The sequence below is a fragment of the Elusimicrobiota bacterium genome (assembly GCA_041660925.1).
In the GTDB taxonomy this organism is placed as follows: domain Bacteria; phylum Elusimicrobiota; class Elusimicrobia; order UBA1565; family UBA1565; genus JBAZUV01.
Genome location: JBAZVI010000005.1, coordinates 146,472 through 170,463, shown reverse-complemented (window position 1 = coordinate 170,463; position 23,992 = coordinate 146,472). Strand labels below are relative to the sequence as shown.

General features: G+C 69.9%; 20 protein-coding genes. 11 read left to right on the top strand and 9 right to left on the bottom strand.

From position 1 onward, the window contains the following. Window positions 1-9: 9 nt before the first annotated feature. From bamA to WC969_08750, 9 genes are all read right to left on the bottom strand, one after another. A complete protein-coding gene (bamA, locus tag WC969_08790; protein MFA6029936.1) occupies window positions 10-2,778 on the bottom strand; it encodes an outer membrane protein assembly factor BamA in 2,769 nt (922 codons plus the stop codon). A 96-nt stretch (window positions 2,779-2,874) separates the two neighbouring features. Next, the gene (locus WC969_08785; GenBank protein MFA6029935.1) at window positions 2,875-3,390 is read right to left on the bottom strand and encodes an N-acetyltransferase; all 516 of its coding nucleotides are present in this window, start codon (window positions 3,388-3,390) and stop codon (window positions 2,875-2,877) included. 2 nt (window positions 3,391-3,392) lie between these two features. Further along, complete coding sequence (locus WC969_08780; GenBank protein MFA6029934.1) at window positions 3,393-4,802, bottom strand: inositol-3-phosphate synthase; 1,410 nt, start codon at window positions 4,800-4,802, stop codon at window positions 3,393-3,395. Beyond that, complete coding sequence (locus tag WC969_08775) at window positions 4,799-5,989, bottom strand: CDP-alcohol phosphatidyltransferase family protein (protein ID MFA6029933.1); 1,191 nt, start codon at window positions 5,987-5,989, stop codon at window positions 4,799-4,801. Before WC969_08775 ends, WC969_08780 begins: the two co-directional genes overlap by 4 nt. Beyond that, window positions 5,986-6,990 (bottom strand): Gfo/Idh/MocA family oxidoreductase, encoded by a 1,005-nt coding sequence (locus WC969_08770; protein ID MFA6029932.1) that lies wholly within the window; start codon window positions 6,988-6,990, stop codon window positions 5,986-5,988. The genes WC969_08775 and WC969_08770 overlap by 4 nt, the downstream gene beginning before the upstream one ends. A 25-nt stretch (window positions 6,991-7,015) precedes the next feature. Next, complete coding sequence (locus tag WC969_08765; protein MFA6029931.1) at window positions 7,016-8,365, bottom strand: aspartate aminotransferase family protein; 1,350 nt, start codon at window positions 8,363-8,365, stop codon at window positions 7,016-7,018. Continuing rightward, window positions 8,362-9,258 carry a hypothetical protein gene (locus tag WC969_08760; GenBank protein MFA6029930.1) on the bottom strand — a complete coding sequence of 299 codons (897 nt, stop codon included), beginning with the start codon at window positions 9,256-9,258 and terminating at the stop codon, window positions 8,362-8,364. Before WC969_08760 ends, WC969_08765 begins: the two co-directional genes overlap by 4 nt. Continuing rightward, window positions 9,255-9,962, bottom strand: coding sequence for an NDP-sugar synthase (locus WC969_08755; GenBank protein ID MFA6029929.1), 708 nt, complete (start codon window positions 9,960-9,962; stop codon window positions 9,255-9,257). Before WC969_08755 ends, WC969_08760 begins: the two co-directional genes overlap by 4 nt. Next, window positions 9,947-10,624 carry an HAD family hydrolase gene (locus WC969_08750; GenBank protein MFA6029928.1) on the bottom strand — a complete coding sequence of 226 codons (678 nt, stop codon included), beginning with the start codon at window positions 10,622-10,624 and terminating at the stop codon, window positions 9,947-9,949. Before WC969_08750 ends, WC969_08755 begins: the two co-directional genes overlap by 16 nt. Before the next feature lie 232 nt (window positions 10,625-10,856). Between WC969_08750 and pilM the strand changes: the two genes are divergently transcribed. The 11 genes from pilM to WC969_08695 are packed head-to-tail and all read left to right on the top strand — an operon-like array spanning window position 10,857 to window position 23,963. Next, a complete protein-coding gene (gene pilM, locus WC969_08745; GenBank protein ID MFA6029927.1) occupies window positions 10,857-12,002 on the top strand; it encodes a type IV pilus assembly protein PilM in 1,146 nt (381 codons plus the stop codon). Then, complete coding sequence (locus WC969_08740) at window positions 11,999-12,559, top strand: PilN domain-containing protein (GenBank protein ID MFA6029926.1); 561 nt, start codon at window positions 11,999-12,001, stop codon at window positions 12,557-12,559. Before pilM ends, WC969_08740 begins: the two co-directional genes overlap by 4 nt. Beyond that, window positions 12,559-13,113: a type 4a pilus biogenesis protein PilO gene (pilO, locus tag WC969_08735; GenBank protein MFA6029925.1), complete on the top strand. Its 555-nt coding sequence runs from the start codon at window positions 12,559-12,561 to the stop codon at window positions 13,111-13,113. Before WC969_08740 ends, pilO begins: the two co-directional genes overlap by 1 nt. Then, window positions 13,110-13,625 (top strand): hypothetical protein, encoded by a 516-nt coding sequence (locus WC969_08730; GenBank protein ID MFA6029924.1) that lies wholly within the window; start codon window positions 13,110-13,112, stop codon window positions 13,623-13,625. Before pilO ends, WC969_08730 begins: the two co-directional genes overlap by 4 nt. 16 nt (window positions 13,626-13,641) lie before the next feature. Next, window positions 13,642-15,840 carry a type IV pilus secretin PilQ gene (gene pilQ / locus WC969_08725; protein ID MFA6029923.1) on the top strand — a complete coding sequence of 733 codons (2,199 nt, stop codon included), beginning with the start codon at window positions 13,642-13,644 and terminating at the stop codon, window positions 15,838-15,840. 7 nt (window positions 15,841-15,847) lie between these two features. Next, window positions 15,848-17,044, top strand: coding sequence for a hypothetical protein (locus WC969_08720; GenBank protein ID MFA6029922.1), 1,197 nt, complete (start codon window positions 15,848-15,850; stop codon window positions 17,042-17,044). Next, on the top strand, window positions 17,041-19,002 hold the full coding sequence (locus WC969_08715) for a hypothetical protein (protein ID MFA6029921.1): 1,962 nt from the start codon (window positions 17,041-17,043) through the stop codon (window positions 19,000-19,002). Before WC969_08720 ends, WC969_08715 begins: the two co-directional genes overlap by 4 nt. After that, on the top strand, window positions 18,999-20,807 hold the full coding sequence (locus tag WC969_08710; protein MFA6029920.1) for a hypothetical protein: 1,809 nt from the start codon (window positions 18,999-19,001) through the stop codon (window positions 20,805-20,807). Before WC969_08715 ends, WC969_08710 begins: the two co-directional genes overlap by 4 nt. Beyond that, entirely contained in the window at window positions 20,804-21,817 is a 1,014-nt protein-coding gene (locus tag WC969_08705; protein MFA6029919.1) for a lysylphosphatidylglycerol synthase transmembrane domain-containing protein, read from the top strand. The genes WC969_08710 and WC969_08705 overlap by 4 nt, the downstream gene beginning before the upstream one ends. After that, on the top strand, window positions 21,814-22,842 hold the full coding sequence (locus WC969_08700) for a methyltransferase domain-containing protein (GenBank protein ID MFA6029918.1): 1,029 nt from the start codon (window positions 21,814-21,816) through the stop codon (window positions 22,840-22,842). Before WC969_08705 ends, WC969_08700 begins: the two co-directional genes overlap by 4 nt. Beyond that, entirely contained in the window at window positions 22,839-23,963 is a 1,125-nt protein-coding gene (locus WC969_08695; protein MFA6029917.1) for a glycosyltransferase family 4 protein, read from the top strand. Before WC969_08700 ends, WC969_08695 begins: the two co-directional genes overlap by 4 nt. Window positions 23,964-23,992: the final 29 nt, after the last annotated feature.

Below are 23,992 nucleotides of genomic sequence, written 5' to 3'. Positions count from 1 at the left end.
TTTCATAGTTCAGAACATCGGGCCGATGCCGAAGTTGACCTGGTACCTCTGCTCTCCGGGGCGGTGGTTGAGACCGTAGCCCCAGTCGAGCCGGATGGGGAACGCCGGCGTCACGAAGCGGATGCCGAAGCCGACGTCCGTCTTGATGTCGTGCGGGCCCGGGCCGATGGACAGGCGCGCCGAGCGCATGTTGTCCCAGGCTCCGCCGGCGTCGAAGAAAGCGATGAACTTCACGATGCTCTTGCGCCGTTCGCGCGCGAGCGGGAAGCCGAACTCGATGTTGGCGACGTCGTAGACCTTGCCGCCGTCGGGCCAGCCGGCTTCGCCGGCGTAGCTGTAGCCGCGCAGGGAATCCTGGCCTCCGATGAAGTAGCGCTCGTAGACCGGCACGAGCCGGGTCTCGCTGAACTGCGTCACGTAGCCGGCGCGGTTGTTGAACGAGAGCACGAAGGGCCATTCGTTGACGGTGAAGAGGGTGAAGTGGGCGGAGTCGAAGAGGTAGGGCTTGAAGAAGTGGATGTCGCCCATGAACGGTCCGCCCGTCAGCTGCGCGCCGAGTCCGTTGCGCGAGCCGCGCGCCGGGTCCCAGATGTTGTCGCGGGTGTCGCGGGCGAGCTCGACGCCGAAGGTGGATTGGATGCTCGTCCCCTCCGTGATCGTTCCGCGGAACTGGTCCTGCACGTTCGTGATGGAGATCTCCTGGAAGGTGTAGTTGAAGCTGAGCTGGTACTTGTCGTCCTGGAAGCGGGGGCCCACGCGCACGCCGCCGCCGATGCGCTTGTTCGTGTAGGCGTTGGAGGTGCTCTCGTAGGGGGAGATGCGGCGCGTGTTGAAGGCGTCGAGGCCGAGGCTGACCGGGCGGTCGGCGACCCAGGGGGTGGTCCAGGACACGCTGTAGTCCTGCACGCGGGAGCCGAAGGACCACTGCACCGAGGCGCGCTGGGCGCGGCCGAAGAGGTTGAGGTGCTGCAGCGAGAGCTGTCCGACGAGCCCGTCGAGGGAGGAGAAGCCGGCGCCGGCGGTGAGCATGCCCGGCTTGCCTTCGGCCACCTCGAAGGTGAGGTCGGCCTTGTCCGGGTCGATCGGGCTCTGGATGTCCATCTGGACATCGTCGATGAACCCGAGGTTCATGATCTTCTCCTGGCTCTTGCGGACCTTGGAGACGCAGAAGGGCTGCCCTTCCCGGATGGTCAGTTCGCGGCGGAAGACGTAGGTCTTCGTGGTCTTGTTGCCCTCGATGTCGATGTGGTCGACGTAGACGATGTTGCCTTCCTCGATGTCGAAGCGCACGTCCATGAAGGTGGAGGAGGAGTTGTAGGTCTTCACCGGCGTCACTTTCGTGCGCAGCCGGCCCTTCTCGGCGTAGAGCTCCTGGAGGTTGCGGATCGAGCTCTCGAAGCGCTCCTGGCTGAAGAGCTTTCCCTTGCGGTATTCGAGCGCTTTGGCCAGGTCCGTGGACTTGTAGACGTAGTGGCCGGAGAAGGTCGTGTCGCCGTAGCGGTACTGGCGGCCCTCTTCGAGCGCGAGGTCGATGAAGATCTTCGCGCCGTCGGGGGAGAAGGAGACCGAGGAGGAGAGGATCTTGAAGTCGAGATAGCCCTCGTTCTTGTAGAGGGTCTCGATCTTCTTGAGGTCCTCGGGGAACTTCTTCTCGTCGTAGACCTTCTTGCGCCGGTTCTCCATCTTCTTCGCCAGCTTCTTCGGCTTGAAGGCCGTCGCGCCGGTGATGCGGACTTCTTCGATGCGCGACTTCGGGCCCTCGACCATGGTGTAGAGGATCTCGACCTGCTTCTGAGCCTCGTCCATCGTCCAGGTCGAGCGGACCACCGCCTGGAGGTAGCCCTTCTTGCGGTAGAACTCGAGGATCTTGTCCTCGTCGGTGCGGAGCTTCACGCGGTCGAAAGGGTCCTTCTGCTTGAGGGTCGTCTCGTCGAGGAGGCGTCCCTTCGAGAGGCCCTTCTGGCCTTCGACGCGGATCTTCTTGACCAGCGCCTTCTCCTCGACCATGAAGGTCAGCTTGATCGCGACCGTGGAGCCCGCGACGCCCAGCAGGTGGGCCGGGACCGGCTTCTCCGGCATGGGGACGATGTCGGCGGCCACGCGCTCGAACTGCCCGAGGCCGAGGATGGCCTGGATGTCCTTGTCGAGGTCGAAGCGCTCGTAGAGGTCTCCGGTACGGGCCTTGACCTGGGTGCGCACGACGTTGAACTTCACCCGCTTGTTCCCGCTCAGCGCGAGTTCGCCGATGACCCAGGGGGCCTTGGGGACGCCGGGCTGCGCGGGCTCGGGAGCCTTCGCGGCGGCCGGGGCCAGCTCGACGTCGAGGCGGAAGTGGGTCGGGGAGAGGGGGATGCGCTGGAGGCGGACGCTCGAGAAGCGTCCGGTGGCGAGAAGGGCCTGTCGGTCGCGCTCTTCCTGCGCGGAGCTGTACTCCGACATCTCCTTCGCCTGCAGCAGGGCGAGGACGGCCGCTTCCTCTCCCGGTGCGACCCCGCGGACCTGGATCTGCGCCAGGACGGGGTCAGCGGCGACGGAGACCGCCGCGGTGGAGACGGCGGGGGCCGAGGCCGCCGCGGTGGAGACGACGGGGACGGAGACCGGTGCGGTGGAGGCGGCGGGTTCTCCTGAGGGAAGCGGGACGGACGCGGAGGCGCTGCTCGCCCCGACGGGGGGGGAGCTGACGGAGGCCGCGTTCTCAGGGGCTTTTTCCTGGGCTTGGGACCCCAGGACGAACGCCGTGACGAGAAGGGCGGTGAGGACGACTGCGCGTCGGGCCACGACGGGTGAGTATAGCAAAATCCGTACGCGCGCGGGCGTGTGTGTGCGTATATATATAATGGATTGGATTCTGCTTGAAAAACAAGCAGAATCCGGCTACATCCGGCGGAGGATCTGGGGGTAGTGGACGGTTCCGGATCCGGCGGCGGCGAGCCGGCCGGCGAGGTCCAGCGTCAGCAGCGGCATCTGGGGATGGACGATGTCGGAGGTCAGGTTCAGGTCCTGGGCCAGCTTGAAGCCGACGCGTGAGAAGTAGCCGAAGTCTCCGAAGACGAAGATGATCTCGCGCCCGAGGCTCCGGCAGCGCTCTCCCCCGTGGCGGATGAGGCGCTCGCCGACCCCCTGCTTCCGGTGCTCCGGGTGGACGGCGAGCATCATCAGCGACGCGGCGGAGTGGACGGAGGAGGCGGCTTCCACCGCGGCCTTCATGAAGAGGGCGTAGCCGCGCAGGGAGCCTTCCTCGTCGGCGACCAGGGAGAGCTGCGGGATGAAGTCCGGCGTCCCCCGCAGGGCGGCGAGCATGCGAATCTCATCCTCCCGCCCGTAGGCGCGGCGGATGATCTCCTCGACGAGAGGAGACTCTTCGCTCTTCTCCGGTCGTACGATGAGCATCCTTAGAAGTCGGCGACCACCGGCTTCGCCGCGACGGCCGGCTTCGCGGCCTTCCGGCCGGTGCGCGGAGGCGCCGCCGGCGTCGGAGTGCCCTTCACCGGGTCGTAGTAGTCGAGACCCGAATGGTCGAGGACTTCCTCGCCCATGAGGATGCGCAGCGTGTTCTTCAGCTTGAGGTGCTGGAGGAACAGGTTGTGCTCGGGCGTGAGGTCCGCGCGGCACATCGGGGACTTGAAGTAGAACGAGAGCCACTCCTGGATGCCCTTGAGTCCCGCGCGCTTCGAGAAGTCGAGGAAGAGCGCGAGGTCGAGCACCATCGGCGCCGCGAGGATCGAGTCGCGGCAGAGGAAGTTGATCTTGATCTGCATCGGCATGCCCATCCAGCCGGCGATGTCGATGTTGTCCCAGCCCTCCTTGTTGTCCCCGCGGGGAGGGTAGTAGTCGATGCGGACCTTGTGCGCGTACTTCCCGTAGAGCTCGGGGTAGATGTTGGGCTCGAGGATGGAGTCGAGCACGGACATCTTGCTCTTCTCCTTGGTCTTGAAGGAGCCCGGGTCGTCGAGCACCTCGCCGTCGCGGTTGCCGAGGATGTTCGTGGAGTACCAGCCGATGAGGCCGAGCATGCGCGCCTGGATGCCGGGGGCGATGAGCGTCTTCATGAACGTCTGCCCGGTCTTGTAATCCTTCCCCATGACGGGCGTTCCCGTGTGATCGGCGAGTTCGAGCAGGGCGGGGACGTCCATCGAGAGGTTGGGCGCGCCGTTGGCGTAGGGGATGCCGAGCTTCGCCGCCGCGTAGGCATAGATCATCGACGGCGGGATCGATGGAGAGTTCTTTTTGAGGCCCTTCTCGAACTCCTCGGTCGACAGGTGCGCGCGGCCGTGTTCGGGGAGGATCTCGGTGGAGCCGCACCAGACCATCACGAGCCGCTCGCAGCGGTTGCGGGACTTGAAGTCCTGGATGTCCTCGATGAGCTGCTGCGCGAGGTCCCACTTCGTCTTGCCCTTCTTCACGTTGGGACCGTCGAGGTTCCTGATGAAGCTGCGGTCGAAGACGGCGCTCATCGGGCGGATGGCTTCGAGCTCCTCGCGGACGGGGCGCAGGCGCACCTCGGGGAGGACCGAAGCGTTGAGCGCGGCCTCGTACATGGTGTCGGTGAAGATGTCCCAGCCGCCGAAGACGAGGTCGTCGATCTTCGCGAGGGGGACGAAATCCTTGATGAGCGGGCGGCGGTTCTCGTAGCGCTTGCCCAGACGGATGGTCTGCAGCTGGGTCAGCGAGCCGGTCAGTTGGCCGAGCTTCTTTCGGTGGAGCATGAGGCCCGCGAGGAAGGTGCTGGTGATCGCGCCCATGCCGGGCATGAGCACGCCGAGGCGGCCGCGGCAGGGTTTGATGTTCTTCGGATCGTTCATGACGTCCTCCTGAGGGGTGCGGAAAGCGTTCGGCCCTCGCCGGCGTGGCGCAGGTAGATCAGGGCCCAGAGGAAGAGCGGGGTCCCGATCCCGGCCGCCCAGAGGAAGGCCTCCGGGTAGTCGATCCAGGCGAGGAGGATGAGCAGATAGACGAAGTCGCGCCGGGCCAGGGCGTCCTCGAGGGCGGCCAGGCGCCGCAGCGCGGGCGAGGCGGCGGAGGACTCGGAAGCGAGCTGCTCCCCGAGGCCGTCGAAGAGCGGGCGGCCGGGTTCCGCGTGCGCGGCGCGGTGCCGATAGACGTCCCAAGCGGTGAGCAGCGCTCCGACGGCCGCGGCGGCGCCGATGAGGAGGAAGTGGATGCCGCCCATCGAGCGCATGAGGCCCACGCCCAGCCCGAAGAAGAGGCAGGCGTGGACGACGTTGTCGCCCCAGAAGTCGAGGAAGCCTCCGAGCGCGCTCTGCTGGAAGCGCAGGCGCGCGAGCTCGCCGTCGCAGCCGTCGAACACCGTGTGCGCCCAGACGACGAGCGTGCCGGCGAGCGTCGCCGCGTAGCCGCCGTACGCCATGAGCGCGGCGCCGAAGACGCCGACCAGCGTGCTGAAGACGGTCATCGCGTTCGGGGTGATGCGCGTATCGAGCAGGCGGCGCGAGAGGGCCGTCGAGAGCCGGCGGTCGAAGTGGCGGGCCATGAAGCTGTCGTGGCTTTTCCCCGCGTCCCGGAACAGCCAGGCCATCGTGGGCTCGCCGTCGAGCGGGTTCTCCAGGGCGAGGCAGGAGCCCGCCGGCATCAGCGCGCGCTCGCAGGTCGGGGCGTTCTCGTCGGAGAAGGGAGTGAACTGAACGACGCTGCGGCCCGCCTCGTCATGATAGGCGGTCGGCTGCGCGTGCGGGCGCTTCAGCAGGCTCGCGACGGCGTCGGACCTCAGGAGATGGTCCGCGGAGACCGAGGCGTAGGGCGGGGTCCAGGGGGTTTTGAGCTCGTCCTGGAGGATGATCTCGAGGCCCGCGGGGCGCCGCAGCGAGGCGAGCGCCGCCGTGCCCGGGGTGTGCGCGCTGAGCAGGACCCGGCGCACCCCCGCGTTGCGCAGGGTGAAGAGCTGCCGCTCCAGAAGCGTCATCCCCGCGAGCCGCTCGTGCAGCATCCCGGGGTGGTTGACGAGGAGGATGACGTCCAGGGGCTCGGTCAAGCGGCCGCAGCCTCCGCGTCGCACGGGGTCCGCCGGTAGGCGGATTCGATGAGGGCCGCGCAGTGTCCGGCCTCGGCGAGGGTGGGCTCCGCAGGGTCGAAGCGCGCGCAGGCGGCCGTGAAGTCGGGCAGCATGGCGCGCAGCCACTCCGGATGCGCCGAGCCGGCGGAGAGCTTCTCGGGGAAGCGGATCGTCCGCTCCGCGCCGTCCCGGCTCCGGAGCACGAGGCGGTCGTCGAGCATCTCGATGGAGCCCTCGCGGCCGTAGGCCGTGCCCCATTGGGCCCGGACGGGGGCCCGCCAGCTCAGGTGCATCAGGGCGCTGGCGCCGGGAAAGCGCAGCAGCCCGGTCGCCTCGTCGTCCGCGTCGCCTCCCGCGGGGGTCTGCAGGACCGCGTCCATCCTCTCCGGCGCGGCGCCCATGAGCCAGACGAGGAGGTAGAGGTTGTGCCAGCCGTGGTCGACGAGGATCCCGCCGCCCGCCTGGCTGCGCTGGAGGCGCCAGTTGGAGCCGTCCTTTCCGGCGACGGCCGCGGGTTTCTTGCGGAGCACGTGGAGCTCGATATGGCGGATGGGGCCGACCGCTTCCGCGCGCAGCAGCTCGTGCCACTTGCGGTAGATCGGCGCGTACTTCCAGTTGTGCATCGGGAAGAGCGCGCGCTTGTGCTTGAGCGAATCCGCGCGCAGGGTCTCGAACTCCCTGCGCGTGAACACGAGCGGCTTCTCGCAGAGGACATGGAGCTTCCGCTTGAGCGCCTCCCGGCACTGTTCGAAGTGCAGGTAGGGCGGCGTGGCGATGTCGACGAAGTCGAGCTTCTCCGCCGCGTAGAGCGCCGCCGTGTCCGCGTAGACGCGCGCGCCGGGGAGGGCCTTCTGGGCGGCCTCGCGGCGTTTGGCGCTGGCGTCCACCACCGCCGCGATCTCGAGCCCCTCGCCGCGCAGCAGCGCCGGGGCGTGTGCGTCTTCGGCGACCTGGCCGAACCCGATGATCGCGCCTTTCATGTTCTCCTGCTCCGGGCCCGCGGGCTCAGAGGCTGAACCTCTTCTGGACGACCTCGAGCGACTCTTCGAGGATGTCGATGCCGCGCATCGCCTCGTCCTCGCGGATGTTCAGCGGCGGGTTGATGCGCAGGGCCGGCGAGTAGGACATCGTGATGAGGCCGCGCTTGAGGCACTCGTCGAAGATGGCCCGGCAGGCTTCCTTGCGCAGGGGCTTGCGGGTCTTGCGGTCCTCGACGAACTCGACGCCGAGCATGAGCCCGCGGCCGCGGACGTCCCCGATGAAGGGGAAGCGGTCCATGGTCTTCTTGAGGCGGCTGAGCATCGCGGCGCCGACCTTCCTGGAGTTCTCGACGAGCCTCTCGTCCTCGAGGATCTTCAGCGACGCGTTGCAGGCCGCGGAGGCCAGCGGGTTGCCGCCGTAGCTCGAGGAGGAGCCGCTCGGGTTCGCGAAGGGCTTGGCCTGCGCGATCTCGGCGGTCGTGATGATGCCGCTGACCGGGAAGCCTCCGGCGACGCCCTTGCCGACCGTCATGATGTCCGGCACGACCCCGTCGTGGTCGACGCCGAACCAGTGGCCGGTCCGGCCGAAGCCGGTGATCATCTCGTCGGCGATGAGGAGCGCGCCGTGCTCGTGCGCGATGTCGCGCACGGCCTTGAGGAAGCCGGGCGGCGGCAGGATGTTGCCCGCCGTCCCCTGCACGGGCTCGAGGATGATCGCCGCAAGGCGGTTGGAGGTCTCCATCTTGATCTTCTCGCGCATGAACTCGAGGCAGCGCGCCGCAAGCTCTTCGGGGTCGTGGATGCCGAAGACGTTGCGGTAGGGGTTCGGATAGGGGGTCAGGTAGAGGCCGGGGGAGATCGGTCCGAGGTAGTGCTTGAAGTCGCTGCCCATCAGACCCAGGATGCCCCCGGTCTTGCCGTGGAAGCCGCCCCAGAACGAGAGGACCTCGAAGTTCTTGGTGTGGCTCTTGGCCAGGCGGACGGCGGCCTCGACGGCTTCGGCGCCGCTCGAGTAGAGCTGGACGCGGTCGAGCCCCTTCGGGGTGTGCTGGACCACGCGGCGCAGGAACTCGACGCGGTTCTTCGTCGTGAAGCTGCCGACCGAGAGGCGCTCGGCCTGCTCGGAGAGCATCTTGGCGAAGACCGGGTGGCCGTGGCCGATGGAGGCGACGCAGACCCCGGCGACGAAGTCGAGGTAGCTGCGGCCGTCGGCGTCGTAGAGCGTGGCCCGTTCGCCGCGCTCGAGGACGAGCTGCGAGAAGGTCGCGATCTGCTGCAGCCCCGGGGTCATGTAGGTCTGCTCCTCCGCATGGAGCTTGCGGGAGATCGGTCCGGCCTGCCAGGGCGTCGTCGGCTGTTCCACAACGGTCTTCATTTGTTCCTCCGGGGAGCGGAGCTGCGTCCGCTCGAGAGCGTTCTTCCCGCGGGCGTCTTCTCGCGGCGCGGCGCGGGGGCGGCGGCGAGGCGGGTCTGCAGATGCCAGGCGATCTGGATCGCGGCCTCCTGGCGGACCCGCGCGAAGCTGGGCCAGGAGTTCAAGTCGAGGAGCGTCACGGTTCCATCGGGGGAGACGATGGCGTCGCCGCCGTAGATCGTGAGGTCGAGGGAGCGGGCGCCCTCGGCGGCGGTCCGGGCGAGTTCGTCGACGGAGAAGGGGTGGCGGCGCGCGCGGGTCGGGTCGTGGTGGAACCAGGTGAACCAGCGCCCGGGGCCGACGCCGTAGAACTTGATGATGTCGCCCTCGATATGGGGCTGGACGACGTAGTGGGTGATCTCGCGCGCCGCGAAGTCCTCGAGGATGCGGCCGGCGTCGGCCCAGGTCTTCGCGTAGACGACGTCGTGGTCGCAGGTGTTGTGTACGTCGCCGCGCTTGAGCCAGTAGCCCGCCGGGGAGCGGAAGGGTTCGGCTCCGGGGCGGCCGACGCGGCGGACTTCCGAGCGCGGGAAAAGGATGTCGGGGTGCGCGCCGAGGAGCTCGAGCGTGCGCAGGCGGTAGCAGTTGAGCACCGATTGCGGCGGATTGGCCCAGAGCGCGCGCGAGCCTTCCGACGCGCCCAGCAGGCGCTTGATGCGGGGATAGGACTCGCACATCGGGATGACGAGGGCGTAGCGCGAGAGGTCGAGGCGGTCCGCCTCCTCGGGGGTGGCCTTCTCGGCGCGCACGCCGAGCCAGGTCAGCTGCTGCAGCACCGCCTCCAGGATGAGCGCATCGTCGCTCTCCCGGTTGGGGGAGTTCTGCACTTCACGAAGAATGCCAAGGGCTCTCATGTGATCATCTTCTCCGCGACCGCTACGTCCTCGGGCCGGTCGACGTCCACGGTGTCGGCGAGCAGTACGCCGCGCACCTTCGCTCCGGAGCGTACGAGCTCCGTCCAGAAATCCCGCAGCTTCGCGTGCGCGGCGGCCGCGGGCATCGCCCCAGCCGTCCGCGCCGTGAGCGCGTAGACGCCGCACGTCACCGCGTCGCGGCGGACCGCGTCCGCCCCGACGGCCCGCACGCGTCCGCGGACCGCGTCCACCCAGAGCGGCTTCTCGTCGTCGACGAAGCGCGTCAGCGCCAGGGCCGCGTCGGCCCCGTCCCGGAAGGCCTCCCGCGCGAAGCGCTCCGCGTCGCGCGGGGACATCACGGTGTCCGTCGTGCTCACCAGGAACCGCTCCGCGTCCCGGGCGAGCGTCCGGCTGACGAGGCGGAAGCTCTCCCACGAGGAGGCGGTGTCCCGGCGGAGGAAATCGATCCGCAGCCCCTGGGGGTTGCGCTTGAGCCAGTCGCGCGCCGCGTCGCCGCGCGTGTTGAAGAGCACCGTCAGGCGCGTCGCGCCCGCCGCCTTCAGCGAGCCGACCGCCCAGGCGATCAGCGGCCGTCCTCCGACGGGGACGAGCGGCTTGGGCAGTCCCGGATAGCGCTCGGCGAGCCGGGTCCCGTCGCCCGCGGCGATGATGCCGCCCGCGAGGGGCTTCAGTTCAGCAGCCATGCTTCGAGGTCCAGGACGGAGTTCAGGACGCGGGCCTCGGGGCAGCAGGGCGTGCGGTCCGGGCGGTCTCCGGCGATCCAGGCGTGGGGCAGACCGGCGTTCTCGGCGCCGCGCATGTCGCGCTTGGCGGAGTCCCCGACCATCAGGGCCTCCTCGGGACGCACCCCGAGCGCCTTCGTCGCGTGCAGGAAGATCCCCCCCTCGGGCTTGATGCAGCCCACGACCCCCGAGTCCGAGACGACGCCGAAGAGGTCGCCGAGACCCTCGGCGCGCAGGATACCCTCGAGGTTTCCGTAGAAGTTCGAGACGATCCCCAGCCGGTAGCGGCGCCCGAGGCGCTCGAGCAGGGGGCGGTTGCGGCGAAAGGCCTTCCGCGAGGAGTCCACGAAGCCCCGGACCACCGACCGTTCGATGTCGCTGCGCCCCGGGGCCAGACGCCCGACGACCCAGCCGACCTGACGCGAGACGGTCGCCTCGAGGTCGAGGCCCTTGAGGTCGAAGCGCTCAGGAAGGTGGTCGTCGGAGTCGTAGAAGGCCCGACGGAGCTCCTCCTCAGGGGTCTCGAGTCCCGCCTCCTTGTAGAGGGGGAGGAAGCGCTCGAGCCAGGGGACCCCGTCCGAATCCAGGGTGCCGCCATAGTCAAAGAGCACGGCCTTCAACATCCTCAGATGTTACTACATATAGGGATGAGGGGGAACCCGGCGGAGAAGAAAAGTCTTGACAAACCCGGGGAATCCTGTTACAAATTGCTGGTCGCGTACGGTTTCACGCAGAAAAAGCGCCGAGCGCACTCCGTTGCGGACCATGGAGTGACGGCGCTTTTTCTGTATCAGGGTGGGCGCCGCGCCGCGCAGGCGCGGCGCGCCCGCGTCGCCGTATCCGTCCGGAGAGAGGATGGCCGGGATACAGGACAAACTGAAAGGCATCGACCTTAAGAAGCTCAAGGACAAGCTGGGCTCCCTGTTCATGGGGCCGCAGGAGATCCTCGGCGTCGATATCGGCAGTTATTCGATCAAGGTCGTCTACCTCAAGAACGAGGGCGGCGCGTACCGCCTCAAGGCCTGGGGACACCTCCCCATCGAGACCAAGCCCGATGCGTCTCCCGACGACCGCAAGCAGCAGACGGTCAACACCCTGCGCGCGTTCCTCATCCAGAAGGGCCTGCCCGTCCATCACGCGGCCACGGCCATCAGCGGCAACTCGGTCATCGTCCGCTACGTCAAGTTCCCCCTGTTGACGAAGAACGAGCTCAAGGCCACGCTCGCCACCGAGGCCGAGCCCTTCATCCCTTTCGACATCAAGGACGTCCAGCTCAGCTTCCACATCCTCAGCGAGGTCATGGAGGAAGGGCAGAAGCGCATGGAGACCGTCCTGGTCGCCGCGAAGAAGGACGCGGTGCAGGCGCGCGTCGAGGTCCTGGAGGCGGTCGGCCTGCGCCCGGCGATCATCGACGTCGACTCCTTCGCCCTCGAGAACGTCCACGAGCGGGGCGAGCACGCGGCCGGCGGCTCCACCCTTTACCTCAATATCGGGCACACGGTCACGAACCTCTCGATCATCGAGGGCAACGTCACCCGCGTCGTGCGCGACATCTTCATCTCGGGCTCCACCTTCACCAAGGCGGTCGTGAAGGCGCTCCAGTGCGACCTCGCGAAGGCCGAGGAGGCCAAGAAGTCGCATGGCCTGCTCCTCGAACAGGAAGAGAAGGAGAAGGCCCTCGCCGAGGGGAACAAGGACGCGCTGGCCGTCTCCCAGGCGGTGGCCGCGACGATGAAGGACCTCGTCGCCGAGGTTCACCGGTCGGTCGACTTCTATCTCTCGCAGGGCCCCGAGCGCTCCGTCTCGCGCATCGTGCTCTCCGGCGGGACCGCCCGCATGAAGAACCTCTCCAAGTATCTGACCGCGGAGCTCAAGGTCCCGGTCTCGCTGCTCGATCCGTTCGCCTCGCTGGGGCAGCCGGCGGACATCCCCCCCGACCTGCTCCCGACCTTCGGCGTCGCCGTCGGCCTGGGACTGCGGCGCAACAGGGACTGGGCATGATCCGAGTCAACCTCGTCCCGCAGGAGATCCTGGACAGGGAGGTCGCCCAGCTCCGGACGAAGCAGGCGGCCGTGCTGGGCGCCGTGCTCGCGGTCATCCTGGCCGCCGTCTCCGTCCTCCACTTCTGGCGCGCCGTCTCGCTCGAGAGTCAGTACAAGATCGACAAGGCCGAGCTCGACCGGCTCCAGAAGATCGTCGCCCAGGTCGAGGAGCTCGAGCGCACCGCCGCTCAGGTCCGCGCGCGCCTGAACGTCATCGTCGACCTCATGAAATACCGCACCCTCTATCCGCGCTTCATGGAGGACCTCGTCAAGACGCTTCCGTCCGGGGTCACTCTGACGGGCCTGTCGACGGTCGGCGACCAGAAGGGGCTCATGGTCACGATGACCTGCAGATCGCTCTCCAGCGACGACGTCGCGGCCATCCTGCGCGCCTTCGAGGGATCCGACCGCTTCAAGGAACCCGTCCTCACGGGCGGCATCTCCATCTCGGGTCTCGGCGGAGAGAGCTCGTTCAGCATGACGGTGAAATACGCTCCGCAGCCGGAGAAGAGCTGATGGCCAAGATCAACATCCAGCTCACGAAGGAGCAGCAGCAGTTCCTCGTCGCGGCCGTGCTCTTCCTCGGCGGCGGCGGCTACGCCTACGTCCGCTACTTCTGGCTTCCGACCTCGACGCGCATCGAGGAGACCGCGAAGCTGATCAAGGAGACCGAGGCGAAGATCGACAAGGCCAAGAGCCAGGCCGTGCGCCTGCCCAAGATCCAGAAGGAGATCGAGATCCTCAACGAGCAGGCCATCGAGGCCGAGAAGCGCCTGCCCAAGAGCAAGGACCTCCCCGCGGTGATCGTCGCCATGGGCTCCCTCTCACGCAAGAACGGCGTCACGCTGGTGAACTTCGCGCCGGGATCGCAGACCGTCCGAGACTATTTCATCGAGGTCCCCTACACGCTTTCGGTGCGCGGGACCTTCCACGACATCGGCCGCTTCTTCGCCGCGATCGCCCTCGAGCAGCGCATCTACAACGTCCGCGCGGTGACCTACGGCGCCCCCGACGAGACCGGAAAGGTCTCGGTCGGATTCACGCTCATCGCGTACCAATATAAAGGATGATGAACTTCCTCGGCTTCCTCGCCGTTCTCGCATCCTCCGCGCTCGCGCTGGAGCCCGCGGCCGTCCCGGCCAAGTCGGGCGCGCCCGCCCAGGGCAAAGCGGCTTCCTCCTCCAGCGACACGGTCAAGGCGCTCACGGTCGGCGACATCTACGGCGGCGGCCGCTATCGCGACCCTTTCCGCCTCCCTTCGGCCGGCTCCGGCCCCGCCGTCATCGCGAAAGAGGGGGAGGGCGGCGGGGAGACGCTGGAGTTCTCCATCCATTCTCTCAACCTCAAGGGCATCCTGAAGGACCAGACCGGAGCTTCCGCGCTGCTCGTCGATCCGCGCACCGGCTCCGGCTACCTGCTCAAGAGCGGGCGCCTCTTCGATTACAAGAACCACCGCGTCGCCGGCGTCACCGGCGTGATCCAGCAGAAGCAGAAATCCGTCATCCTCATGACCCCGGACAAGGACGTCCAGACGCTGCGGCTCGGCGAGGAAGAGGATGCTGCTGCGGAGAAGGCCCAGTGACCCTTTCGGAGGACCCATGTTGAAGCGCCTGATCGCCCTGACGACGACGCTCTCGCTGCTGCTCGGCCCCGGAGGGATCCCTCTGTCGGCGGCGGAACAGGCGGCGTCCGCCGCGACCCTTGACGGCATCGAGGTCGGCCCGGACCAGGTCACGCTCCACCTCAGCGAGCAGGCCAAGTACAACACCTTCGTCACCGCCGACCCGCCCCGCCTCGTCGTCGAGCTCCTGAACACCGAGTTCCAGTCGGGCTCGAAGGTCCAGAAGGGGCAGGGGAACTTCCTTAAGAAGGTCCGCGCCGGACAGTTCCAGAAAGAGCCGACCATGATCTCGCGCATCGTGCTCGACCTCGTGCGGCTCGTCGGCTATCAGGCGGGCTGGGAAGGCCGCAGCCTCGTCGTCCGCCTCCAGTCGGCTGCCGCCGACGAGGCCGCCGCGAAGGCAGCGGTTCCCGCGCCGGTCGTGAAGGCGGAGGAAGGCAAGGCCGTCCCCGTCGTCGCGGCGAAGCCCGCCGCGAAGCCTGCGGAGACGGCGAAGCCCGCCGCGAAGCCGGCCGAAGCCGCGAAGCCTGTGGAGACGGCGAAGCCCGCCGCCAAGCCGGTCGAAGCGCCGAAAGTCGCCGCGAAGCCGGCCGAGGTTCCCGTTCCCGTCGCGAAGCCCGCGGCCCCCAAGAGCATCGAGGCGCCCAAGGCGACCGCCGAGTCCGCAATGCCCGTTCCTGCCGCGGTCCCGGTGAAGGCCGCAGCGCCTAAAGTCGAGAAAGCCGCGGCGAAGAAGGCGCCGGAGCTCCCCAAGGGCTTCTCCCCCGAGCTCGGCGACATGGCCGCCACCGGCGTCGCTGACAAGGTCCGGGACGGGGAGGGCGAGGCCGCGGAGTCCGCCGCCGCCTCCTCCTCCGGTGTCGGCGGAGGATTCGACCGCCGCACGCGCCGCGACATCCTCGGCTCCCTCTCCAACGAACTCATCTCTCTGGACTACGAGGGCACCGACGTCCGCGACGTGATCAAGCTGCTCGCGTCGAAGGCGCGCATCAACATCATCTATGGACCCGACGTCGCGGGCTCCCTGACCCTGCACCTGACCGACGTGCCTTTCAGCGAGGCCTTCATGACGATCCTGCAGATGCAGGGCCTCGTGGCCGACCAGGCGGGAGAGAACATCCTGCGCATCATGACTCCGACCACGCTCCAGAAGGAGCGCACGGTCGCGGTCAACCAGACGCGGATCATCCGCCTCAAATACAGCAAGGCCGCCGACATCAAGGGCGCCATCGATGCGGTGCGCCAGGCGGAGGGCCGCGCCGGCAAGCTCAACAGCGACGAGGCCACCAACTCCCTGATCGTCACCGACACTCTCGACGGCATCGCGAGCGTCGAGCGCCTGCTCTCCAAGCTCGACGTGCGGCCCCAGCAGGTCATGATCGAGGCCAAGCTCGTCGAGGTCAAGCTCACCAAGGACCTGAACTTCGGCATCCAGTGGGATTACGCGGGCGTCGACAGCGGGAAGTTCGCCGGCAAGCAGGGACAGACGACGATCGGCACGCTGACGAACCCGAACGACGCCACCTTGGCCAAGCCCCTCGACCAGAACTCGAGCGCGGCGCTCGGCGTCGGCGCGGGAGGCCGCGGCACCGGCGTGTTCCTGCCGGCGTCGAAGGTGTTCGGCGCGCTGACCGTGGGACGCATCACCAACAACTACTTCCTCTCCGCGACGCTGACCGCGGCCGCCTCGGCCGGCAAGGTGAAGGTGCTCTCCGACCCGAAGATCGCCACCCTCAACGGCAAGAAGGCGAGCATCAACATCACGACGAACATCCCTTACGCGACCTCGAACGTCGCCTCGACGGGCGTGACCTCGCAGTCGGTCGGCAACATCGTGACGGGCATCCAGTTGGACGTGACGCCCACCATCAACGCCGACGGACGCATCACCATCCAGATCAAGCCGACGGTGAGCCAGCCCTCGGGTACGACGGCCTCCGCCGTGGTCGGGGTCCCGGCGGTGGACACGCGGACGGCCGACACGACCGTGCTCGTGCAGGACGGGGAGACCGTCGTCATCGGCGGACTCATCACCGATTCGGTCGTGAACACGGTCGCCAAGGTCCCGCTGCTCGGCGACATCCCGATCCTCGGCTGGCTCTTCAAGAAGAAGATCGTCGAGCGCTCCCGCGTCGAGCTCCTGATCTTCGTCACGCCGCACGTCATGCCCTCGTAGAGGCATCGTGCTGGCGGCGCTGCTGGCCCTGCCGCTCGCCGCCGGTCCGCTGCTGCGGGGCGCCGAAGGCGTCCGCGCCCTCGCCGCGCTGCAGTCGACGTTCACCGTCGGGCTCGCCGTCTGGCTCTCCGCACGCGTCCTCCTGGGACATCTGCCGCTGCCCTCCCGCCGTCTCCTGATCTGGGCGGCCGCGCTCGCGACCGCGGGCGCGGCCGCCGCGTTCTCGAGCCCCGCCGGCGCGCGGTCCCTTCCCGGTCTCGCCTCCCTGCTGCTCGCGCTGGCGCTCTTCCCCGCGCTCGCGGAGATCTCCAAGGACGAGCGCGCGCTCGTCGATCAGGCTCTTCGCGTCGCCGGGTGGCTGTGCGCGGCTCTGGCGCTCTACCAGCGCTTCGCGCTGGACCGCCCCGCCGCGGCGGGGCCCTTCGACGCCCCCGAGGTCTGGTGCGCGGCCCTCGTGATGCTCGCCGCGCCGGCCTACGAGCGCGGCGACCGCCTGCTGCTGTGCGTGCTGGCTTTCTGCGGGCTCGTCGCCGGCGGCCTCGGCGCGTGGTGGGGACTCGCGGCCGCCCTCTGGCTCACGCGCGGGTGGCGGGCCCCCTTCTGGGGCCGGGCGGCCGCCGCCGCCGCCGTCGTCTGTCTCATCGTCGTGTACAACCGTCTCGGCAGTCCCGAGCTGTTCGAGCGCGCGCGGGTCTGGCGCGGCGCCGCGGCGATGGTCGCCGACCGTCCGCTGCTCGGGGTCGGCCCCGGAGCCTTCGGCGCCCTGCTCGCCCGCTATGCGCCGGGGGCGCCCGCGGCCGCGGACGCGCGCCTGCATCCGCTGCAGGCGGCGGCGGAGTGGGGGCTGCCCGCCGCCCTCCTCTGGTTCGCGGGGCTCTGGCACTGTCTGCGCGGCGGGCCTTCGCCCAAGCGCTTCGCGGCTCTGGCCGTGCTCCTGCAGTCGCTCTGGGACCCCGTCTTCTCCGTACCGTCGAACCTCTGGCTCTTCTCCTACCTCGCGGCCTCCTCCATCCCGGAGACCTCGGAGGGAGTGAACGTGCCGTGGCGGCTGAGGCCCGCGCTCGTGGTCGCCGCCGCGGTCTTCGGGCTGCTGCTCGCCGCTCCCGGCGCGCTCCTGCGCGCGCGCGCCGAGCGCCTCGAGAAGCTCGCCTGGACCGGCGGCGTCCCGACCTGGTCCTCCCTGCTCGAGAGGGACGCCCGGTGAACGCGCCGCGGCTTCGGCTCGACGGGAGGATCCTCCTCGCCGCGCTCGCGCTCCTGCTCCTGGCGCTGCTGGGTCCCGTCTACCTTTCCGGCCGCGCGCACTTCTGGGGGGACCTCACGTACCTGCACCATCCCTGGCGGGTCCTCGTCGCGCAGTCGCTCGCGCGCGGGGAGCTCCCGCTCTGGAACCGCTTCGCGTATCTCGGGATGCCTCTGGCGGGCGAGATGCAGTGCGCGGCGTGGTATCCGCTCAGCGTCCCCTTCGGGCTCTTCGCATTCCCGACCGCCCTGGGCGTCTTCCAGGCGCTCCACCTGGCGCTCGCGGCCTTCTTCGCCTTCCTCTGGCTGCGCCGCCTGCGCGCAGCGCCCGCCGCCGCCGCCGGCGGGGCCGCCCTGCTCATGCTCTGCGGCGGCCTGGCGAGCCGGCTGCCCTTCCTCAACCACCTCTCGACGCTGGCTCTGCTCCCCGCGCTCGGCCTCTTCGCGGGCAGCACGGCGCCGCTCGGCCTCGCGCTCGCCTGCGCCTTCCTCGGCGGCTACCCCCCGATGGCCGCGGGCGCGGCGTTCGCGGCCTTCCTCTTCGAGGCCTGGGCCGGCGGACGCAGCGGGCTCGCGGCCTGCGCGCGGCGCTGGCTGGGCGCGGCCTTCCTCGCCGCCGGCCTTTCGGCGCTCCTGCTCCTGCCGGGGCTCGCGCTCTCCTCCGCTTCGCGGCGCGGGGGGGGGATGGAGCTGGCGGAGACGCTTTCCTGGAGCTTCGCTCCGCGCGACCTCGTCCAGCTCCTGCCGCCCCCGCTCATCCCCGCCGGCGAGCTCTCGGCGCCGCTCAACTGGTGGAAGACCGCCTACCTGGGCTTCGGGGCGTGGGCGGCGGTCCTCGCGGGCGTCTTCGCGCTCGGTTCTTCCGCGCTCTTCGCGGGCGCGTACGCGGGAGGGACGCTCCTGCTCATGCTGGGCGGTTCGAACCCCCTCTCACGGGCGCTCTGGACCTGGCTGCCGCCGCTGCGCTACATCCGCTATCCCGGCAACACGGCGTACCTGCTCATCCCCCTGGCGGCCCTGCTGGCCGCGCGCGGCCTGAACCGGCGGCGGGGAGCCTGGCTCTGGTCCGCCGCGCTCGCGCTCGAGCTCCTCGTCTACGCCGTGCGCTCGCAGCCCGTCGTGCCGCGCGGTTATTTCGCGGACCCGGGTCCGCTCGTCGAGGTCCTGCGCGTCGAGCTCGACGGACACCGCTATCTGCCGTCCCCCCGTGCGCTCCAGTGGCAGCGGGGAAGCGGCGTCGCGGCGGAGGGGGCCTTCTACGACCTCAAGCACCGCCTCTACGGGTTGACGAACGTCCCCTTCCGGCTTGAGTCGGTCGGGAACTTCGGGGAGCCGCTCGTCCCGGCGCCGCAGTACGCGTTCATGGACCTCCTCTATCGGCAGCCGGGGCTCGCGGCGCTCGCGCGCCTGCTGCCCTGGGCGGACGCGCGGGTCGTCCTGACGCGCGAGCGCCTGCCGTCCGGCGAGCTGAGCTATCTCGGAGACAGCGTCTGGCAGCTCTACCGGGCGCCGGAGTCCCAGCGCGCTCTCTGGTTCGACGAGGCCTCGGGCGCCGCCATCCCCGCCTCGGCGGAGAGCCCGGCGCCCGACTATCGCCGCGGGAGGCCCCTGCCGTTCTCCCGCGAGGGAGAGAACCGCTTGCGGGTGCGCTGGGAGACGGAGAGTCCCGGCTGGCTCTACCTCGCCGAGCCCCTGGGTCCCGGCTGGACGGCCCGCGGGCCCGGAGGAGCGCTGGAGGCCGAGCCGGCGATGACCGCCTTCCGGAAGCTGCGGGCGGCCGCGGGCCGCTCCGAGGTCCTCTTCCGCTACGACCCGGCGTCCTGGCGTGCGGGCCGCGCGCTCACCCTGCTCGTCCTGATGGTACTGGCGGCGTATTGGTATAATCGCGCGCGGTCCTTCTCCGGCCCGCCGCGCGCATGAGGATCAAGGACCTCCGGCTCTTCGCATTGCTCGTCGCCGCGCTCTGCGCGCTCCTCGCGCCCGCCTTGCTGCACCCTTCGCTCTCCCTGGCGAACTTCGGGGACCTCTACTCCTACCACTGGCCGCTGCGCCATCTCGTCGCCGCCCGGCTCCAGGAAGGGGGGCTGCCGGCGTGGAACCCCTATGTCTTCTCGGGTCTTCCGCTGCTCGCCAATCCGCAGGCGTGCCTCTTCTATCCTCCCTCGGCGCTCTTCCAGGTGCTTCCGGTCTCGTGGGCGTTCACGCTGAACGCGCTCTTCCATCTCGCGCTCGCCGCCTTCGGCATGCAGCTCCTCATGCGGCGCGCGGGTTCCGACGGCGCCGGGGCCGCGCTCCTGGCGGCGGCCTTCGCGTTCTCGCCGATGCTCCTCTATCGCATCCCTCAGGGGATCCCGACCCAGCTGGCCGTGCTCGCCTGGACGCCCTGGTGCTGGCTCGGTCTGCGCGCCGGCCGGCCCTGGCTGCTCGGCGGCGCCTGGGCCCTGCAGTTCCTGGCCGGACATCCCCAGTACGGGCTCGTCAACGCGGTCGGGCTCCTGCTCTACGCGCTGCTGGACCCGCCGCGCCTGCGGACCTTCGCCGCGGGGGCCGCGGTCGCCCTCCCGCTGGCGCTCGTCCAGCTCTTCCCGACGGCGGAGTTCCTCTCCGCCTCCAACCGGGTCGGCTGGGCCTCCGGCTCGGCGGGCGCCTACTCCCTGCCGCCCTCGGCGCTCGCCTCGCTGGCGCTGCCCTCCCTCGCGGGGACCCCGCTCGACGGCAGCTTCGCCGGCTGGCCCTCGGAGTTCTTCGAGTTCCACGCCGCGGTCGCCGGTCCCGCGCTGGTCCTGCTGGCGCTCGCGGGCCTCGCGGTCCGGCGCGCGCCGTTCGGCGCCGCGCCGTGGCTGCTGCTCCCCGTCGGCGTCTTCTTCGCCCTGGGGGGGAAGAACCCGCTCCTCCCGCTCTCCGGTCTGCCCCTGCTCGGACTGCTGCGGGTCCCCGCCCGCTTCGTGCTGCTCGTCTTCTGGGGACTGCTGCTCGCCTCCGCGGCGGGCTGGGCCCTGCTGCGCCGGCGCCGCTGGCTCCCCCGCGTCCTGCGCGCGGGCATCGTGCTGCTGGTGCTCGTCGAGCTCGTCCCGCTCTCCGCGCGCTTCCTGCGCGCGGAGGACGCCTGGGGCTGGATGGGGCCGCGCCCGGAGTTCACCGCGAAGCTCGGCGGGCGGCCCTGGCGCTTCGCGAGCACTCCCGAGGTGGCCAATCCCAACAAGGCGGTCTTCTACCGCGCCATGAACGCGAGCGGCTACGACGCCTTCTACCTGCGCCGCTACTCCGACTACCTCGGGCGCGGCGGGGAGGGGAGCTCGCTCGACGCCAGCCGCGTCCTCGCCGTCCGGCCGGAGGCCCTCCCGTGGCGCCGCTTGAGCGTCATCTGGCGGCTCGATCCGACCGGGCTCTCGGGGATGCCGGGGGCCATGCCGCTGGGCCGCTCCGGAGGGACCCCCGCCGTGACCTGGATGCTCTCTCCCGAGCGCTGGCGTCTGCACGGCGAGACGCCCGCGGCCGGGACGCTCGTCTTCGCCATGCCCGCGTATCCGGGCTGGAGAGCTTTCGTCGACGGGAAGCCCGCGCCGATCGGGCTCTCCGAGGGCCTCTTCCAGTCCGTCCAGGTGCCGGCGGGGCCCTGGACGGCGGATTTCCGATTCCGCTCGACCCTCTTCCCCCTCTTCGCGTGCGTCTCCGCGGCCGCGGCCGCCCTCTGGCTCGCGGCGGCGCGCAGGTCCCTCGCATGAACGCCAAACGCTGGCTTTCCGGCGCGGCCGCGGTCGCCGTCAGCGGCGCCCTGCTCTGGTTCGCCTTCCGAAACGTGGACGTCTCCGAGTTCCTGCGCATCCTGCGCGGGACGCGGACGGTCTGGCTGATCCCCGCGGTGCTGTTCATGCTCCTCGACCTCTGCCTGCGCACCCTGCGCTGGGTCCTCCTGCTCGCGCCGGTCTCCCCTGCGCCGTTCTGGGCGCTCTTCCGGCTCGAGTGCGTCGGTCTGGGGCTCAACAACCTCCTGCTCCTGCGCCTGGGCGAGTTCGCGCGCGGCTACTTCACCTCGAAGACGCTGAAGGTCCCGCTCTGGAGCGTCATGGCCACGATCCTCGTCGAGCGTCTCACCGACGTCCTGGCGCTCTTCACGCTCTTCGCCCTCGTCTCGCGCTGGTCGCCGGCGCCGCTCCCAGCGGTCCTGGTGTTCGGCGCGGTCGGCATCGCCGCCGCCGCCATCCTCCTGCTCTTCGGTGTGAGCACGGTGGAGCATATCCTCGAGCGCTTCGAATGGTGGCGGCGCCTGGAGGGCAGCCATCCCCGTCTGCACCTGCTCATCCGCGAGCTCATCGTCGGCACCCGGTCGCTGCGCTCGCTGCCGCGCGCGCTCGCGGTCGCGGCCCTGAGCTACGGACTCTGGCTCAGCGACGCCGCGAGCTTCTGCGTCGTCGCGCGCGCTCTCGGCTTCGACCCTCCGCTCCAGATGCTCTCGAGCGTCGTCGTGCTCGCCTCCGCGGCGGCCGCCTCGGCGCTGCCCTCCCTGCCGGGCGCCTTCGGCAACTTCGAGGCGGGCGTGAAGGCCATGCTCGTCCATCACGGCTACGGCGCGGACCTCGCGGTGGTCTATGCGACCCTCGTCCATGCGGTCGGCTACGTTCTCGTCACCTCGCTCGGCCTCTTCTTCCTCCACCGCTTCGGCTACTCGCTGAGCGGGCTGGGGCGCTCGCTGGGCGCCGCGAAGAGCGAGGCGGAAAAGGAGCCCGTGCCATGAAGCTCTCCCTGCTGCCCCTCCTGGCCTGTCCGGCCTGCGCCGGGGGCCTGCGCTTCGCGCGCCTCGAACACATGCCGCACGGCGACGTCGACCTGCCCGAGGGCGCGCTCGCCTGCGAGCGCTGCGCGCGGGAATACCCGATCCTCGACGGCGTCCCGCGCCTGCTGCCTCCCGAGGGCCTCGACCGGGCGAACCTGCGCACGCGCGAGAGCTTCGCCTGGGAATGGCTGCGCTACCCCGGAGCGCTCCCCGAGGACCGCGCGGTCTTCCTCGAGGAGACCCAGCTCGCGCCCGAGGCCTGGGCCGGCCGGCGCGTCCTGGACGCGGGCTGCGGCATGGGGCGCTACGCGCGGGTCGCGCGCTCCCTCGGCGCCGAGACGGTGGCCTTCGACCTCTCCGACGGGCTCCTGCGCCTCGTCGAGGAGGCCGCCGCCGACCCGGGCCTTCATGTCGTGCAGGGAGACATCCTGCATCCCCCTTTCAAGCCGGGAGTCTTCGACGCCGTCTACAGCGTGGGAGTCATCCATCACACCCCCAGCGCCGAGGGGGCCTGCCGCGCGCTCGGGAAGCTCGTGAAGCCCGAGGGGCTCATGACGATCTGGGTCTACGGCCGCCCCGGCTCCTGGGGGAGCTTCTCGACGAACCCCCTGCGCGGCGCGCGCGCCTGGCTCAAGCGGGTGCTTCCGCTCGTCTGGCTCACGGTCTGGGCGCGCATGCTGCTCAGCGACGCCCTGCGTCTCGTCACGACCCTGCTCCCGACGCCGCTGCTCTACCTCCTCTGCCATCCGCTCGCGGCGCTCGGGGCCCTGCCGCTGCTCAAGTACCTGACCTTCTCGGTGCATCGCGACTACGCGGTGCGTCTCCAGGAGAACTTCGACTGGCTCGCGCCGCCTTACCAGAGCAAGCACACCAAGGAGGAGCTCGAGCGCTGGTTCGCGGACGGCGGCTTCACGCCGCTCTCGCGGCTCGCGCACGGCGTCGTGCCCAAGCCCGGCCTCCTGGGCAGGAAGAAGGCGGCCCGATGAAGCGCGTCGTGATGGTCACGCCGAACTTCTATCCGCACCTCGGGGGGGCCGAGAAGCAGGCTCTCGAGCTCTCCTGCGCCCTCGCGGCGCGCGGCGCGAAGGTCCGCGTGCTCACGCGCCGCCGCCCGGGCCTCGCGGCCGAGGGCTCCGTGCGCGGCATCCCCGTGCGCCGCCTGCCCGCCTTCGGCGGCGGGCTCGTCGATTCCGCGCTCTTCCTCGTCGGCGTCTTCCTCTGGCTCGTCATCCACGCCCGGAGCTACGACGCCGTCCACGTCCATCTCGCCGGCTCCCCGGCCGTCGCCGCCGCGCTCGCGGCCCGCCTGCTCGGCAAGAAAGTCGTCGTGAAGGTGGGCGGAGGACGCGGCATCGGCGAGGTCGCCGTCTCCTCCCGGACCCCCGCCGGCCGCCTCAAGCTGGCCCTGCTCGGGGCCCTGCATCCGACCTTCGTCTGCGTCGCCGAAGACCTGCGCGCGGAGCTCCGCGAGTACGGCCTCGGCGCCGACGCCCTCCAGGTCCCCAACGGCGTGGATTTGCGGGCCTACGCGCCCGCCCCTCCGGCCGAGAAGGAGGCTCTGCGCCGCGTCCTGGGCTGGAAGGGGCTCGTCTTCCTTTATACGGGCCGCCTGTCGGTGGAGAAGCGCCTGCCCGAGTTCCTCGCCTCCTTCGCCGCGGCCCGTGCGGCCGTCGGGGGGGAGGCCCTCGTCGTCCTGGTCGGCGCCGGGCCCGAGGAGCACCGCATCCACGCCGAGGCCGCCCGGCTCCACCTCGAGGATTGCCTGCGCGTGGCCGGTCCGAGCGACGAGATCGCCCATTTTCTGCGCGCGGCCGACGTCTTCATCCTCCCCTCGGTCTCCGAGGGGCTCTCCAACGCCCTCCTTGAGGCCATGTCCTGCGCTCTCGCGGTGCTCGCCAGCCGGGTGGGGGGGACCCGCGAGGCCGTCGAGGAGGGCCGCTCCGGCCTGCTCTTCGACCCCATGCGCTCCGCCGAGGAGCGCGCCCAGATCGAGCGGCTCCTGCGCGACCCCGCCTTGGCCGCGAAGCTCGGCGCCGAGGCGCGGCGCACGGCCGAGGAGCGCTTCTCCATGGACGCCGTCGCCGAGCGCTGCCTGGCGCTCTATTGATATATAAACGCTGTTTATAAGTGCTGATT

Excerpts from the sequence above, each read along its gene's own strand:
- WC969_08750 (MFA6029928.1), bottom strand. The coding sequence starts at position 10,624 with ATGTTGAAGGCCGTGCTCTTTGACTATGGCGGCACCCTGGATTCGGAC.
- WC969_08765 (MFA6029931.1), bottom strand. The coding sequence starts at position 8,365 with ATGAAGACCGTTGTGGAACAGCCGACGACGCCCTGGCAGGCCGGACCG.
- WC969_08760 (MFA6029930.1), bottom strand. The coding sequence starts at position 9,258 with ATGAGAGCCCTTGGCATTCTTCGTGAAGTGCAGAACTCCCCCAACCGG.
- pilM (MFA6029927.1), top strand. The coding sequence starts at position 10,857 with ATGGCCGGGATACAGGACAAACTGAAAGGCATCGACCTTAAGAAGCTC.
- WC969_08770 (MFA6029932.1), bottom strand. The coding sequence starts at position 6,990 with ATGAAAGGCGCGATCATCGGGTTCGGCCAGGTCGCCGAAGACGCACAC.
- WC969_08705 (MFA6029919.1), top strand. The coding sequence starts at position 20,804 with ATGAACGCCAAACGCTGGCTTTCCGGCGCGGCCGCGGTCGCCGTCAGC.
- WC969_08740 (MFA6029926.1), top strand. The coding sequence starts at position 11,999 with ATGATCCGAGTCAACCTCGTCCCGCAGGAGATCCTGGACAGGGAGGTC.
- pilO (MFA6029925.1), top strand. The coding sequence starts at position 12,559 with ATGGCCAAGATCAACATCCAGCTCACGAAGGAGCAGCAGCAGTTCCTC.
- pilQ (MFA6029923.1), top strand. The coding sequence starts at position 13,642 with ATGTTGAAGCGCCTGATCGCCCTGACGACGACGCTCTCGCTGCTGCTC.
- WC969_08710 (MFA6029920.1), top strand. The coding sequence starts at position 18,999 with ATGAGGATCAAGGACCTCCGGCTCTTCGCATTGCTCGTCGCCGCGCTC.
- WC969_08780 (MFA6029934.1), bottom strand. The coding sequence starts at position 4,802 with ATGAACGATCCGAAGAACATCAAACCCTGCCGCGGCCGCCTCGGCGTG.
- WC969_08755 (MFA6029929.1), bottom strand. The coding sequence starts at position 9,962 with ATGGCTGCTGAACTGAAGCCCCTCGCGGGCGGCATCATCGCCGCGGGC.
- WC969_08785 (MFA6029935.1), bottom strand. The coding sequence starts at position 3,390 with ATGCTCATCGTACGACCGGAGAAGAGCGAAGAGTCTCCTCTCGTCGAG.
- WC969_08730 (MFA6029924.1), top strand. The coding sequence starts at position 13,110 with ATGATGAACTTCCTCGGCTTCCTCGCCGTTCTCGCATCCTCCGCGCTC.
- WC969_08695 (MFA6029917.1), top strand. The coding sequence starts at position 22,839 with ATGAAGCGCGTCGTGATGGTCACGCCGAACTTCTATCCGCACCTCGGG.
- WC969_08700 (MFA6029918.1), top strand. The coding sequence starts at position 21,814 with ATGAAGCTCTCCCTGCTGCCCCTCCTGGCCTGTCCGGCCTGCGCCGGG.